The organism is Lactobacillus melliventris (genome assembly GCF_042679465.1).
Taxonomy (GTDB): domain Bacteria; phylum Bacillota; class Bacilli; order Lactobacillales; family Lactobacillaceae; genus Lactobacillus; species Lactobacillus melliventris.
Window position 1 is genome coordinate 1 of the sequence record NZ_JBHTMT010000007.1, and the last position, 15,285, is coordinate 15,285.

14 protein-coding genes and 1 pseudogene are annotated in these 15,285 nt (G+C 31.1%); 5 read left to right on the top strand and 10 right to left on the bottom strand.

Features of this window, described 5'->3' with window-relative positions; all coding sequences use genetic code 11:
* The 3 genes and pseudogenes from ACFQ32_RS07960 to ACFQ32_RS07970 form a co-directional block, all read left to right on the top strand.
* A pseudogene (locus ACFQ32_RS07960) lies at positions 1–273 on the top strand (hypothetical protein); the annotation flags it as partial.
* Between the two features lie 255 nt (positions 274–528).
* Positions 529–1,503, top strand: a complete 975-nt coding sequence (locus ACFQ32_RS07965; protein WP_046325877.1) for a helveticin J family class III bacteriocin — start codon at positions 529–531, stop codon at positions 1,501–1,503.
* 240 nt (positions 1,504–1,743) lie between these two features.
* Positions 1,744–2,436, top strand: coding sequence for a hypothetical protein (locus tag ACFQ32_RS07970; RefSeq protein WP_167334253.1), 693 nt, complete (start codon positions 1,744–1,746; stop codon positions 2,434–2,436).
* Between the two features lie 109 nt (positions 2,437–2,545).
* Here the strand turns inward: ACFQ32_RS07970 and ACFQ32_RS07975 are convergent, their stop codons facing one another.
* The 8 genes from ACFQ32_RS07975 to ACFQ32_RS08010 form a co-directional block, all read right to left on the bottom strand.
* A complete protein-coding gene (locus ACFQ32_RS07975) occupies positions 2,546–2,995 on the bottom strand; it encodes a hypothetical protein (protein ID WP_143444041.1) in 450 nt (149 codons plus the stop codon).
* A 113-nt stretch (positions 2,996–3,108) separates the two neighbouring features.
* Complete coding sequence (locus ACFQ32_RS07980) at positions 3,109–4,377, bottom strand: hypothetical protein (protein WP_046325880.1); 1,269 nt, start codon at positions 4,375–4,377, stop codon at positions 3,109–3,111.
* 204 nt (positions 4,378–4,581) lie between these two features.
* Complete coding sequence (locus tag ACFQ32_RS07985; RefSeq protein ID WP_046325881.1) at positions 4,582–5,244, bottom strand: hypothetical protein; 663 nt, start codon at positions 5,242–5,244, stop codon at positions 4,582–4,584.
* An 11-nt stretch (positions 5,245–5,255) separates the two neighbouring features.
* On the bottom strand, positions 5,256–5,870 hold the full coding sequence (locus ACFQ32_RS07990; RefSeq protein WP_046325882.1) for a hypothetical protein: 615 nt from the start codon (positions 5,868–5,870) through the stop codon (positions 5,256–5,258).
* Positions 5,863–6,573: a hypothetical protein gene (locus tag ACFQ32_RS07995; protein WP_046325883.1), complete on the bottom strand. Its 711-nt coding sequence runs from the start codon at positions 6,571–6,573 to the stop codon at positions 5,863–5,865. Before ACFQ32_RS07995 ends, ACFQ32_RS07990 begins: the two co-directional genes overlap by 8 nt.
* Positions 6,574–6,583: 10 nt before the next feature.
* Positions 6,584–7,810, bottom strand: coding sequence for a phage tail tip lysozyme (locus tag ACFQ32_RS08000; protein ID WP_084608726.1), 1,227 nt, complete (start codon positions 7,808–7,810; stop codon positions 6,584–6,586).
* Positions 7,811–7,926: 116 nt separating this feature from the next.
* A complete protein-coding gene (locus tag ACFQ32_RS08005; RefSeq protein ID WP_046325884.1) occupies positions 7,927–8,688 on the bottom strand; it encodes a hypothetical protein in 762 nt (253 codons plus the stop codon).
* Positions 8,689–8,818: 130 nt separating this feature from the next.
* A complete protein-coding gene (locus ACFQ32_RS08010) occupies positions 8,819–11,890 on the bottom strand; it encodes a MucBP domain-containing protein (RefSeq protein ID WP_046325885.1) in 3,072 nt (1,023 codons plus the stop codon).
* 171 nt (positions 11,891–12,061) lie between these two features.
* Here ACFQ32_RS08010 and ACFQ32_RS08015 point away from each other — a divergent pair, with 171 nt between their 5' ends.
* Complete coding sequence (locus ACFQ32_RS08015) at positions 12,062–12,364, top strand: hypothetical protein (RefSeq protein WP_046325886.1); 303 nt, start codon at positions 12,062–12,064, stop codon at positions 12,362–12,364.
* A gap of 146 nt (positions 12,365–12,510) precedes the next feature.
* Here ACFQ32_RS08015 and ACFQ32_RS08020 read toward each other — a convergent pair whose 3' ends face one another.
* On the bottom strand, positions 12,511–12,951 hold the full coding sequence (locus ACFQ32_RS08020; RefSeq protein ID WP_046325887.1) for a hypothetical protein: 441 nt from the start codon (positions 12,949–12,951) through the stop codon (positions 12,511–12,513).
* A 274-nt stretch (positions 12,952–13,225) separates the two neighbouring features.
* Between ACFQ32_RS08020 and lepB the strand changes: the two genes are divergently transcribed.
* Positions 13,226–13,828 carry a signal peptidase I gene (gene lepB / locus ACFQ32_RS08025; RefSeq protein ID WP_046325888.1) on the top strand — a complete coding sequence of 201 codons (603 nt, stop codon included), beginning with the start codon at positions 13,226–13,228 and terminating at the stop codon, positions 13,826–13,828.
* Positions 13,829–13,937: 109 nt separating this feature from the next.
* Here lepB and ACFQ32_RS08030 read toward each other — a convergent pair whose 3' ends face one another.
* Entirely contained in the window at positions 13,938–14,321 is a 384-nt protein-coding gene (locus tag ACFQ32_RS08030; protein ID WP_046325889.1) for an HU family DNA-binding protein, read from the bottom strand.
* Positions 14,322–15,285: the final 964 nt, after the last annotated feature.

A 15,285-nucleotide genomic window follows, 5' to 3' on the forward strand; every position in this document is an offset into this window, starting at 1 on the left:
ATAGCAACTGCAGCAGATAAAAAAGACCTCCAAAAGGAAATTGATCAGGAAAATGCAGTTCACAATACTGATGGATATAAAGCTTCTGGTTTCAAACTTTATGATGATGCACTAAAAAAGGCCAAAGAAATTAATAGCTCAGATAAGGCAACAATTTCCGAGGTCAAAGAAGCCACGAGACGTTTACAAATGCAAGGAAAACTAGCATACCTAACTAATTATGAATATTCTGTGTATGGTATTTCAAGAAAAACAATGCCAGAAGAATATTAGAAACTTACAAAGTTAATAAAAAAGCAAGAAATTATTAAATTTCTTGCTTTTTTATACGCTTGATTTTATGCGTATACTTTAGCCTTTCTATAAGGCTTAATGTAACTTAAATATAAACAATCATTAAAGTCAAAATACAATTTTAGCAAACATACGTTTGCTTTATTCATATACTTGTGATATATTAAAAGTGACTTCGAAGTCATATTAACTTGTTTTCAATAATTTTTTGATTTTCAGAAAAGGGGAATTATTATGAGTAAGATATATAATCCATATATATCACTGTTACATGATTTAAATACGGGTACTCAGACAATTCAAAAAACTGGTCTGTACCACAATGTTGTTCAAAAAGGTAATGTTGGTTCTGGATTTGTTTATGCTTTACAGCACCACAAATCTGACAATTACGTTTTTCGCGCACGTCCTCAGACTAACATAACTTTTGGTAGTCCAATTGTAAAGTTTGTTGGCAATTCAGCTGGCGGACATTCTCAGACTTGGGAATATGCAAATAAGCCTGGTTGTTGGTTCGTAGGCACCAAAGGTAAATTAACTGGTAAATATTACTGGGATACGCAAATTGCTAGGGTTAAAATTCCAGGCATTGCCAGTTACACTTCTAACACCCAAATGCCACGACTATCCTATTTAAATAGAGCTGGCGGCTTTGGTCTTGCTGGAACAGACTTACTTCGTTCAGAAGCTGCAGTTTCACCAAACTATAGATATTTCTTACTTGCAGTCATTGACAAATTAGGAAATGGTTACTTTACATTGTATTACTTAGATGACGTAAATAGCGCTTTAGACGCGGCAGGAACTTCAGACTTTAACATTGAAGGACTAGTCCCTGTCCAAGCTTACCCACCGTTTATGATTCCACACTTAACCGATGATAAAGTTATTGGCTCAATCCAAGGATATGATATTGATAATGACCTTAATATTTACATTTCTAGTGAACATGCACCTGCTAAATATTCAATCTCCAGTGAACCTCGTCATATTTACAAGATACCATGGGGAGCTTCTCGCAACGAAGAGTGGGATGACGTTGATCTAGATGGCAACAGAAATATCGACAATAGCAATGATCCTACTGAACTAGAAAGTGTCCAAGTCATTGGTACAAACCATCTCTATCTAACAGTAAGTTACCACGGATATATCAATTATAGCGATTGGGGTACAGTTGCTAATAGAATTTTTGAAGTTAGTTGGTAATTTCATAGTTGAAACTGCTCTTAGTGTCTTTCCTTAATTAAAAGAGTAGTACCAAATTAAACTTTATATACGAGGAAAAAGGCTGAATTTTCAGCCTTTTTTTTAGCTTTTAAGAAAAGCTAAAAATTATTTGCTAAATAAATTAATATTGTAGTCCTAAAATAGAATTTTTGAATTATAATTAAGACGTTAGCTGTTTTATTAATCCCTAATATTATTTTTAACAAAATCTATATGGACATGAATAAAGTAAAAAAAATAATATGTGAAATAATAATATATTTAATTTTGTCATCAGCATGTATTTTACTTTTTAATTTATTTTTAGATTTAGTTTTAGCTTTATTTTTAGCTAAACACCCAAAAGAAAGTACAATCTGTCTACTTCTTTTTTACTTCTCAGTTCTTATTATTATACCTAGTATTTTGGCTAAAAATATAAATAATTTATATAAAGAAATAATAAATGGACAGTTTGGTAAAAGACTAGCAAATAGACTAAAAAAGCATGATGAGTTTAATTTTACAACAGGATTTTATTTGTCATTCCTGATTCTTTTTCATTTTTTTATATGGATAGTTATTACAAGTAAAAACAAAAGTATAAATAAATTTGACTTAATGGTTATATGTACAACTTTCATTGTTGTTACCTTACCTTTTTGGTTTAGATATTTTCAGTTCTGCGCAAAAAAAATTAAAAAAAATCAAAACAATTTTTTTGACTTTTTTGTTAAGACTATCCGTTCCATAATGATTTCAATAGCAGCAGTTTTTCTTATTGTTGCTAATATTTATAGTATAGGTTATCATGATTCCTTTAAATGGATTTTATATGCTGTTGCTTATATAACAGGATGTATTGGTTCTTTGACCTATCCTTTATTTGATATGTATGACTATACACATAAAGCTATCGGTAAAAAGCCATAAATACCAGCAGGCAAATAAAATTAGATTAACTAAACATAGATTTTCGTATTACTTCGCAAATTCTATGTTTTTTATATTTCTGAATTACTACTTTGTTTGTAAACAATTATTAATAATTAGTCACAGCGTTTGTAAAAATCCAAAAAATTATAGATGAAAAAATAGTTAATAACACTAAACACTCACCAAAACAAACTATACCCCAATGCCAAGATCTGTATACATGTAAGGTGAGTACTTTGCGATAGTCATTTATAAAATAAAACTCTGTGCAGTAGCAAGCAATAGGTATGATAACAGTAGACAATCCTAAGCCCCCTGAAATCCAAAGCGGGGTGTAGTAAACCAGCAATGCGCTTACTGATAGAACGAACAAAGTAATAATAGGTACTTTCCAGTTAGCAGGATTTTCTTTATCCTGAGTTACATACTCATTCAAATCCTCATGCTGAAAAAAGGCTTGTATTATTATTAACAAACACCAAACAATATTTGTAATCGCTAGAAGGCCTGTAATTCGATTAGTTAAATTATAAAGACTAATTATATTGCTATTCATATGCATTGAATTAGCTCCTTGTTTTAATAATTTGATTAAGCTGTGCGTTTATAACCCATCACTTTTTACAAATAAAAAAGGTGACAACTCCATAAAAGAAAAAGGTGACTTTCTTAATCACCTTTTAAATTATTTATCTTTGTTAGTCCCATACTAAATAAAGTAGTAGCAATCAACCCAGCTCCTAAAACAGAGCTTTTTTGTACTTTTTCAATATTACCTGTTTGAGGCAAGCTATTATTAGTACTTCCAAGACTTTTGTCTGTCAGACCACTTGTATTAGGTAGGTTATTATTAGATTCTTCTTTCTTGTAATCTTCATCAGTGTAAGTTTCACTATTATTATGACTATTTATCTGTTCTGACAATGATCTATTATCCTTACATGACTTATGTATTAGTTCTTCATTTCTATCAGTGACAATTCCTAAATTTTTAAAAATTCTATTTTTGCTATTGTCGCTTTTTGTATCCTCAATCCTTTTGCCATAGGCTCCCAAAACAGAATTTTCACTAGGCAATTGTCCTCCTGATGAATTAATGCTTTTACTTTTATCTTCGAAAGAAGATGACAACTGTGAGAAATTTAAAGTCAATTCTTTATGATGACTAAGATTACTTGAATTAGTTCCATTTTGGTAACAATAATTACTCGTCTTATCTTTTTTTGTTTTTTCTCTACTAAAAACAGCATTATTTATTACATTGTCATTATTGCTGTTGTCATTATTGTTATTGTTGTTATTATCAATAATAGTAGTACCAAGAGTTGAGGAGTTAGGATAATATCCTCCACAATACCATGACCAATATATAGGTCCCCAATACGGCCCGTATCCATTAATGAAATCATCATATACCTGGTTATTTTTTTCAATTTGCACCCAATTTTCTCTTACAGAGCTTGATTTGTCACCTAAATAATTTATTCGATTTCCTGGATTAAATTTATTTTCTGATGAATCTCCTGTTACATTTGCAGAAGTATCAGACGCTGCATGACCATTAGTCCCTGTAGCTATGTTCCAATCAGTCTGTGTGTTTTCTGTACCAGGTTCAATCTCTGTATCTTTACGATGCTCCCAAGATTGTGCTGCATGAGCAGGAGTATCATATTCAAAAGGTATACTGATATGTTGAGAAGGGTTAGTATCATATTCCATATCTCCCTTAATATCATTGTATGCATCATCAATTGTTGATACCTGCGTTGAATCTTGCACATTATTATCTCCAACGGATGGATCTTTTTCTGTATCTTGAGCATGTGTTTCATCCGCATGGGCAATGATACCAAATGAAGGCGTATGTGCAATTACAGTTATGCCTCCAAGAGCTGCCAAAGTAGAACTAGTAACAGAAACATTTTTAGAAATATTCATGTTTTACCTCTTTCTATAAAACGTGTTGATAAACACAGTTCTAACTATAAAGGTGATATAGAAATAACGGGGGGTTTTTTAACAAAGGGAAAAATGTGGTACATGTTAGTTCATGCTCACTACTACAATTATTATGACAGCAAATTGGAAAAGTAAGATTAACCTTAAAATACATTTTTAATCCTTTTTAAGAAGGTTATATGGTTATTCAAGTAAAGTAGTATTTAAATTGCTTTGATAAAGGTTATTTAAGCGTCTAAGCCCCGTAATTTTCTTTTTAGCATAATTGTAAGTACCAAAGTAAATATCGTCTGTAACAGCCTTATTTTGGCCAAAAAACCAGCTAATAAATGTGACATTAACTAAAAACGGCAAATTGGTACCGTTGATGACTCCGCTTGCAAACTTAAGACTTCTATATTGCGACTTGAGCTCTGAACTATCAACATAATGCGAACCTTGAATATAATCTGATCCAAAAAGACTCTTATTACGTATCACATCTTTAGTAACAAGATTTTGTGCTAAAGCGGCTCTTTTGTTATATTCATCCGAGTTATTGTAATTAAGAAGAATAGGAAAGAGCCTCTTTGCTGCCTTTTCAGCTTGGGATGCCGCCTGCATTTGAATTATATTTTTTCTAACTTTTAAATTGGGACTACTTAGTGCCTGCTGGAAAGCAAATTTGTTCAAATAAGCTTTTCTATGCTTAATTTTTTTGGTTAAGTAGATTTGCTCATTTTCACTTTTTCTATATCTTTCAGCACTTTTATTTTTTTGTGTCGAAAAATAAAATAAAAAGAATGACATGAGCAAAATTAACAAAGCAAGCAACCCAAAAATATGTTTTTTATCACTTTTTTTCACAATTTTCACTCTCAATTATCATTTTGAGGAAAAGCTATTTCAACTGAGGTATTAAAAGCAGAATTATTTTTAAAGTTAAAATGTGTAGTTATATATGCAATACCACATTTCTTTTCTTTTGAGTTTAGCAATTGGAATTTCGTATAAGCCACAACAGTAATATTTGGTATTTTAAAATCCAAAAATGCAATTTTAACTTCATCATTAGTCTTAGCTACCTTTTTTTTACCATTTGAAAAAGCTATGTTTTCTAGTAATTTCCATCCTTTCTTGCCAAAATATTGAATATACTTATTTTCATCATTTTTAATAATATCTGTAGACCTAGCATCCCCAAACAATGATCTGATTAATAATGTATAAATTGTATTTAACCTTTTTTGTTTTGCTTGTAAATCAAATTTGCCAGAAGTAATTTCTGATAAATTTGTTGTTAAAACTTGAGCCTTTTCTTTAAGCTGCTTTTTTTTGGTTGTTTCCGTGAGATAGAGCTGCTTGTAGTAGTTACTGGAATGTATGTTGTAGCTCACAGAAAAAAATAAAACAACAATAATTACTATTTCAACAGCGATTAATATAGTAAGGACAAAATTACTATTATGCTCATTAATCTTGGTTTTATTCATTTAAATTAGATCCTTCACCCTTAACACTGGCAATAGCACCTGTACTTTGATTTACCGTTACTTCTAGATATCTATTCACGCTAAATTTACCTGCTTTATATTGCAAAAAAACATCGTAAATGTAACTATTATAGGTTTTATCCAGATATGTAGTCTTAATTTGATTAATTACATAGGTGTCACCTTGTTTAGGAGTATTATATTTTTTATTATGTCCGTTTTGGCCATAATAATTAGAACCCGTTTGAGTACTAACGTTGGTTAATTGATTTAATTCATTTAATGGTGTAAGGGAATTATAGTATTTATATATTATTTTCCCCTGCTTGAAATTCAGCTGTTTATAATTAATAGTTGAGCCAGCCGAAGCACCAGTAGCTTTCATAATTTTAAATGCAAAATTTATATCAGCTTTGATATGTTCATTTACTTGCTTTTTAGTTAGGTTTTTACTTCGAGTACTTCCGACATTGTGACTAGAGTGATATTCTTTAAACTTTGGCTTTGACTTAGTTTTACGTATTTGCTCTTGGTGCGCTTGGTCTTTCTGTCTTATTTCTAAAAAATTATAATGTCGATAAATATTTACACTTATTGCTATTATTCCAAGAACTATAATTACTGTTACTATTGCTGCTGCAAGCCATATTGTTAAAAGCTTTCTTGACTTTTTGTATTGCTCAACAGGTTTCTTTGTTTTCAAAGCATACTCCTTATTTTCTTTTAACCGGTCTCGCCCAAATTACTCTGGCATTTTTTTGTAGCAAACTTAGAAATGAATCATGAATATTAGAAATGTGGACATGACTATGATCGTCCCCACCCATTTCAATAATTTTGGTTTGATAGCCTTTGTAATTGCCCTTGATAATAGCCGTATGCCCATTACTACCATTACCAGATCCAACGTTGACGATGATGATATCACCAGGTCGCACACTTTTAGCACTAATCTGTTTTAGAAATTTATGTGATCCCCTAGCATCTTTTTCCATTGTGGCAGTATCGAAAGCGTCATTGCCGACTGCATAACCAGCTCGCTTCATACAAAGCCAAACAAATCCAGAGCAATCTGTAAGTCCATTCTTATTAGGATTTTTCCAACCTCCATAGCTTGACTTAGTATGACCACCATACGTAAAGTAGCCAATTAATTTTTGGGCTTCTGCCAATAATGGTCCACTTTCTGCTAAATCAGCATCACACTCATCATCCCCAGCCTTATCCGACACACTATTACTAGCAGATGTTGCAGCACTTGCTAATAAACTTTTATTAGATTTAAAACCAGAGCCTCCGAAAATACGGTATGCTTTTTTAGCATCACTTTGTATTTGCGCTTCATTAGTCTGACTATCAGAAAGCGCAACGCCTTCATAACAAACAGACCACTGCTTTGCAGCTTCTTGAGGGCTTTTAGCGTTACCCACAACACGACGAACGGAAGAAAAATCATGATGTAGCTCATAACTTGTTAATTTTATTTCATTCTTCAATGTTAAATCTGATACTTTACCTGCATGAATAAACCCACCATTAGTAATTCGATGACCATTTACATTATTGGTAAAGCCTGACCACTGAAATATACCAGCTACACCACCTTTATCATTTATAGCTGCAGGGTTTAATGAACTTTCCCTTACACCAACAGCTACAGCTCCTGCTGCACCAGCTCCAGAAAAGCCCTCTTTTTTTACTAAAAAGTTAAAGAGAGACTTACCAATGTTATATTCCTTAGTTCCTTTTTGCGACCAAGAACCATTTTTGCCTTTAGCTGAGATACTAAAATCAGTCGCATCACTACTACAACTACTGATTTGATCCGATAGAGAGCCACCAGCAACTACTGCTATAATTATAATAAATAATAAAATAGTGAAGATACTGATTATAAATGAGGGTGTCAGTAACTTTTTTCTTATAATTTTTAACACCATCCAAAAAAATAGAATGTCTTAATTAGACATTCTATTTTTTTATGATTTTTATTGGGTTTAATTTCAATATCATTAAAATTGTCTTCTCACTTAACAGATTTGAGAAGACAATTATTTTAAGAGTACTTTTTTTCGTAGTTCTTAAACCATTCTTCTAATTCTTTTAGTTTTGCTTCATCATCTTTTGTATATATATAGTTATTCTTTTTAGACCAATCAGTACGACTTTCTAATGTTTTGTCAGTTCTACAGTAAACGTCCCTTGCATTAATTTCTTGTTTCTTGCTTTCAACTTCTTTAGAATATGCAATTGCTTGTTTAGCTGTTATAACTCCATGATCTAGCCAATCATCTATCTTATTAAAAATATCATACCTCAGATATTTATGAGTTTTTAAATAATCATAAAACAATATATTGATCAGCTCATCAGGTAATTTATACTGATGTTTTAATGCCAACCTTATCAGGTTTTCATACTTATTGTTACGTTTCTTTAGCAAATACAAAAAGTCAGAAGTAGAAGTATTTTCTACTTTATCTAAAAGCCTCTTCTCACTATTACTAAGATTTATATTGTTGCTGCTTTTCCTGCTTTTTCTAATAGCTTCTTTCATTTGATTTGATCTTTTTTTTGTTCGACATTTTCGAGCTATTGTATTTACTATCAGATCAATGTTTATTTTCTTATCATCTTTAAGTAGGGGCACGATTATTTCTACTAGATCAGTTTCCGTAAGATTATAGCTTTCCATACACATTTGTAATTGCTTCTGCTTATGCATAACTTCTTCAGGGGGTACATTATAAAGAGAAAGCTGATAAGTTATAAGTTTCCAGTCAATTCCTCTTTCACGTTGTCTATAAAATGGGTTCACTGTTTACCTCCAGATCTCTAAAAAGATAACTATTTGCTATAAATTCTAGCATAAACGGTCTTGATTAGCAGAGGGACAATCTTTTTATAAAGTTCAATAAAATTTTATAGTTAAGCAGTTATAATACCTCTTAAACTTTTCTCGATACAGTTAAAAATCCATCTGACCTTTCTTTTGGTAATGGTTGCTCAAAGTGTCCTATATTTGGCAATAGGGGAGCTACATTAGAAAAATCAGTCATTTTTATTCCAGTATTTGTTGATTCGCTAGGCTTAACTATTTTTTGAGCATTTTTAGGTAATAAACTGCCGTTTTCACTTGCTTTGATAATTTGTTCCAAAGGAGTACTTGCTTGATTAATATTATCACTAATAGCTCGATACAAGAACACCATTTCTATGTTTTCAAAGCCATATGTGCCATGCTCACGTGTACGGTTAATTGCTATATATCCACTAATTCTATCCGCAGAAACATCATATTCTTGATTAAATTTACCATGAATTATTTGTGGTTCCTTAATATTTTTTCCAGTGGCCGCATCAATATATCTAACAGTTAGTGTTCGCTCTTGTGGTTCATATGTGATCGGATAAGTGATTTGCCCTAATTCAAATTTTATCTTTAGTTTGTTACCCTGCGTTGAATTATAGCCTGGAACATGTAAAGCACTTATTTCTCTTACCTCATGATAATTTCCTTCAATTTGTCTACGTGACCCCAAACTTTTTCCGCTTTGATCTTGAGCTATTAATTCAACAGTTAAACGGTCAGCGATAACAAGCACTTGGTAATTGTGCACTCCGTCAAGGTAGACGTGGCAATCTACACCTTCAGGCAAGTGGAATCCTTTAGGTACATTATGGGATATATCAATTGCTTGTTTATAATATCCCTCTGCTTCAGGCATACCACCAACAAGATTATTGTCTTCATCAATAAATTGAATAAGATATTTCTCCTTATCAACGGTATAAAAGACTGTAACATCTTGAGACTCACTAGTATATTTTATAGAAAGTTTTTTGGTATCTGGAGTATATCCTTTTATATGTGGAAGTTCATACTCCAATGTACTACCCATTGGACCCGGTTGTGTAAAATCTTGAAAGAGATGCATACCTGAATAATTCCCACCTTTAATTATTGTATGTACAGTAATTAATTCTTCTTTAGGCTCGTATGGAATAGGAAAGTGCTTATGTCTATAAGTCGCTTTTATTCTTCCAGAAACTTCACTTACATTACAAATGTAGCCTGGTATATCAGGCATTTCATTTGAAAACTCTTGGCCAGCTTTGCCATAAATAGTAATATTTTGCTGTGAATCAATTTCTTTACCAAATTGGTCTGTTGGAACTAATGTAAAGCTGACATCCGTCGCCTCATACATTATGTTAATGTCTAGACGACTAGCTGGGAACTTACCGGCTAGTTTATCTGTTGCAGAAATAAGCTTATAACCGGGTATATCGGTTATAAGTTTGTAAGGTTTGCCAAAATAGCCTGTCAAAACTTGCGTTTTTTTAATAGTCTCTAATGTGGAATCAAAATAATGAACTACTATTGCTGAAGGATTAGGTTCATATATCATGTTAACAATTATAGGGTCAGCTGCATAAACACCTTTAGCATTTTCCGGAATATTTATCAGTTGATATCCTTCAATCATTTCTCCTTCAATGTTGTACGTTGTTCCAGTTAAGCCTTTATGTTCTTGTGGACTATAACCAATAATTGGTTTATTAGTTTTTTTATCAATGAAATTGACTATTATTTTTTCTTCCTTTGCTGAATAATGAACTAATTCAGTTTGATGCTCAGAAAAATAAGTTTTTTTAAGGGTAGGGAAGGGGCGCTTATAACCAGGGACTTCTGGTAAAGCAATCTTAAATTCTTGCCCCCAATATCCCCTTTTTATTATTTGTTCAGTATTTGTTAGTTGATGATCCGTCTCATCAACTAATATTACATGAACTACAGTTTCCATTTGCTTATAGACAATATTTACATCTTTGTTTTCAAAAGCACTAAATTTTCCTTTTATTATTTTCCTTTCTGATTGATAACCTTCTTTCTCAGGCACATGGATAGCGTACGGGTTGCCAACCAAACCAGAAGCCCTGTAGCTCTTTCCAGCACTGTGCTTGAAGTCCGTGTCAAACCAATAATTAATCATAAACGAAACTGTAGTACGTTTATAACGTAGAACAACATTTTTTGTTATTTTATCAAAATAACCAGTCAATAGGGATGGACTACTTACTAATTCGTAGCCATCAATAGTTGGTAATTTGATAGTATAAGTGTCTCTATATCGTTTTTGATATTCTATAGGACTGTGAATGGCTTTTCCAGTTTTATTAAGAAAACTAACAATAATTTTGCTTTCAACTGGTTCATATTTAATAGTTAAATTTAAATTATCTGGTAAAAATTTCCCTGTTAAATTCTTCGGCATTTTAGAAATTTGGTATCCTGAAAAAACTTGGCTCTTAGGGTTTATATAGTACGATCCACCTGTTTTGCCATGGATAACTCTGTTAGCTAAGACCTCACCAGTTTCTGTCTCATTTGTTAAATTGATGATGCTCGCAGTTGGAGTATATACAATTTGAATGTCCTTTCCAGTATCAGGGAAAATATATTTACGAGAATCGTATGGGCGATAACCCCTTACAATTGGATAGTACTTAGATGAGATAGTTTCTCCTGGTTTTCCTTTAACATACTTTGGGTTTTTAAGATTAATTAATTTTAAATCTTCTGTAACTGGTATTAAATTATAAGTCTTTTCAGTAGTTATGTAGTTTAATTTCACGTACTGTTGAACATTAGTTATTTTATAATTAGCTTTCTTATTATTTTTTAAATGATAACCCGGTATAGATGGCAGTTTGTTCCAGTCAAGTACAACACCAATATTGTCAATAAATACAAAGTCATTCCTAATTTTTTTTTTGTTATAATAAAACGAAACTATGATAGGCTTTGCTATTTTGTTTGAATCTTTTTCTTGGTTAGTCTTTAACTTAAGCTCCTTTTCAACAGTTTGTATATCATTGTCTTTCTTATCGCTAGTTTTTTCTTCTCGAATTTTAGCGGGCTTTTTGAAAACGTCCTTTTTCTTACTTAATTCTTGGCTTTCACCGTTTGCTCGTCTTTTATTTGTAAAAAATCCGCCAAACATTCCCTTTACCATAGATCATTGCCCTCCTGACTAATAGTTAACAATCTATCAATTAAAAAAAATAGTGTGTCTATTTCTTAAATTTGGTCAAAATGGAACAAATTAATGAAAATATCCGTGCAGTTTTAAAATTTAAGAAGAAAATAAAATATCATAACATCACCAAAGTTGGAGGTATGATTTGTGAGAAATAAAATAGAGCCGCTACCAATTGTATTAGAGTATCAAAGTGATCTAAATACAACCATTGCTTTAATTAATATAAATGGTAAAGAATTAACCTTAACCTTAAGTAACACAGAATTGAACAGCCTTGACTTAAATATTCAAAATATAATCCGAACACAAAAATTAAATATCAAAAGTAGTAAGGATAGTGTAATTATTCCTTCAAAACTATACAAAGAATTCAAAACTTTGGCTGTTAAATATCAAAATCTCAGATATAAAAATAAACTTTTAGAACACGAGAGGAAAAGCCAATAATAATACTAATAATTCTACAATTTATATTACTTTAATTAAGTCCCAGAAAAACCTGCTGTTAAGCTATCCTTCAAGTCATTGATATGACCTGTTTTTTATTTTGAGAAATTTATACTATGTATTCAAAAACACTAACTTTCAATTTCTTAAAAGGTATCGAAATAAGTAAAAATAATAATTCCAAAAATAAATATACCTAAAGTAAAATAGAAAAGTTTATTACTTAGCATGATATTTTTTTCACCTTTTTTTCTACTTATCGAATACCCTTTTTCTATTCGCTTAATTTCTTTTATAGTCAAAACATGGATAGTAAAAGAAACAACGGACATATTCAGATTGTCATCCATTACGGAAACTTCAACAGGATAATCCCCAGGCTTTGTATAATTGACTAAACTTGTGTCGTAGACAGCTCGGTTACTAATATCTCTTCCCCTAAAGTCTTTTGCAAAAACATTGAACCACTCATCAACAACATAATTTGCATCTTCATCATTCTCTACCACTTGGACGTATAGATCATATATCACTTGTGGATTTTCAATATCTTCAATGATTAATAAGGGCTTAGAATATTTATTCATTTATAGCTACTCCTCTCGAAAATATAGTACCTTAATTTTTGTTGTTTACATTACTTGTATAAAAAGAGACAAAATTATACTAACTATGAATTCAATAGCTACTTTTTAACGGCTAAGGCGTTAAAATCTTTAGCCTAAGTTGAAAAATTTTTTTATCTGAAACTGCAAAAATAAATAAAGTAGCCCTTTTATCGAAAAAATAATTATCATGTTTTCTAATCAATATTTGAATAAGCTTTATTTATGTAAAAATTGAAAAGGGGCAGAATTAGATATGAAAATTATCAAACTAATTTGGAATTGGTTATGGCTACCGGTAACATTAGTCATGTTAACTTTTGGACTCGTATCCTATATTGCAAAACCTACAACGGTATCTGGTCCTTCAATGCTACCTAATTTAAACAATAGAGAACATGTTTGGGCTTTAATGACAATACCATTACATCGCGGTTCCGTAATTGTATTTGACGCTAATGGAGTTGATCCGACATTAACGACAAAGAAACTCTATGTTAAGCGTATTATTGGAAAACCGGGTGATATTGTTACTTGTAAAAATGGACAAATCAATGTTAATGGACGTCCTATAAAGCAAAATTATATTAAAAATCCAAAAAACACAAATAACGAAAGTTGGAGTTTTAAAAGTCTATCAAAAACAAATAATTGGAAAAAGAATAGAAATTCTATTTATGTACCAAAAAACAAATATTTTGTTTTGGGAGATAATCGAAACATTTCTAATGATTCTCGTTTTTTTGGTTTTGTTCCACGTCGAAAAATATTGGGAGTGATAAAAGTCTTTTGGTGGACACAAAAGTCTAATAAACAGCAAAAAGATAACATTAATAAACAGTGGAAACACTTTTGGTGAAATTACTTTTAAAGTGTTTTATTTTCTTGAAAAGCAAATAAAAAGTTCCCAGTAGTTGTACACTGTATCAACTATTGGGAACTTTTTTAATTATATAAATAGTCTTCTATTAATTATTTTCTTCTAAATTTTGTGGATTTCGTAATTTGAGTTTTAAAGTTTGTCCTGTTCTGAAGGTTAATAAATATCCTTTCTTTTTTCTATTAGTTTTACCTCTTAAACCTCTTTTTTTATTGATCTTGGCTATATTGTCATTGGTTTGTTTTATAGGTTTGCGCCAAAATGTTCCAAAATTTCTAAGTTTTACTGGCGTTCCACAAATAATTACAAGATATACAATTAAATATTCAAATTCATTAAGAAATTTTTTTACAGTTTTTGTAGGATAGCCTGTACTTTGAGAAATCATTTTTACCAGGTCGTTTGTTGCAACAGTTGCATTTTTTTGTTCTAAAGTGCATTTAGATATATTTCTGATATTTTTTTTAATCATACAACGCACCTTTCAATTGTACCCAATTCTTCACTGTTTGCTTTTCGGTACAAAGTAGATTTTGCAATCTGATAGTATTTAGCAGCTTCGTTACGCGAGTGAAATAGATTTCCATTGAGTCTATAAGCAGGTCGGGCAGCTTTTTTTGCTTTTTCGAGGAGCAAATTATTTCGATAACCCAAATTGTAAAATTTTTTAACACTAGAATAAGTTAGGTTATATTGTTTAGATAACTCCTTTAGATTGTATTTATGTATTCCAATGAATACGTATTTTGCATTGGTCAAAGCAAGATATACTCCTTCGTTTAAAATTAACTAAAAAACTTACTAATGTGTATAAATAAGTAATTAGTCGTAATTGTTATTGTCTACAATTTACAGTGATTTAAAAATAAAAGAGGCTTGATTCCAAAAATCGAAAAATTAAAAGATAAAGTTTAATATCTTTTATTCATTGGGTGTCTCCTTTAATATCCTTTATATATATTCCTTTTAATATTCCTTTTAATTAATCCTTTTAGGATTCTATAGGTTCAACGGTATCTAGGTTTTAGGCAGTTAAACCTATAACGTAATGGGAAGTTAGAAGTAACGTAAGAGGACAACTTTGTATCATTAGAAGTAACTTCAGAGGAAATAAAACCATAACGTTATAAGAAAATAGAAGTAACGTGAGGAGATGTGGATAACTCAGTAAAAACAACAGAACTATATTAAGCTGTGGATAAAAAAAGTAATAACACAAAGGGAAATCAGGAAATACTGATTTGATGGGCTTTATAGCCAAAAGATGCGATATTAGCGTTGTTTCAGAATGGGAAAAAGTGTCTTTTCAATAAAAGAAGTAACGTGAGAGGAAAATCGCTAAGCCCTAATTGACGGGTTTTATAGCCAAAAGATGCGATATTAGCATAGTTTCAGAATGGGAAAAAGTGTCTTTTCAATAAAAGAAGTAACGTGAG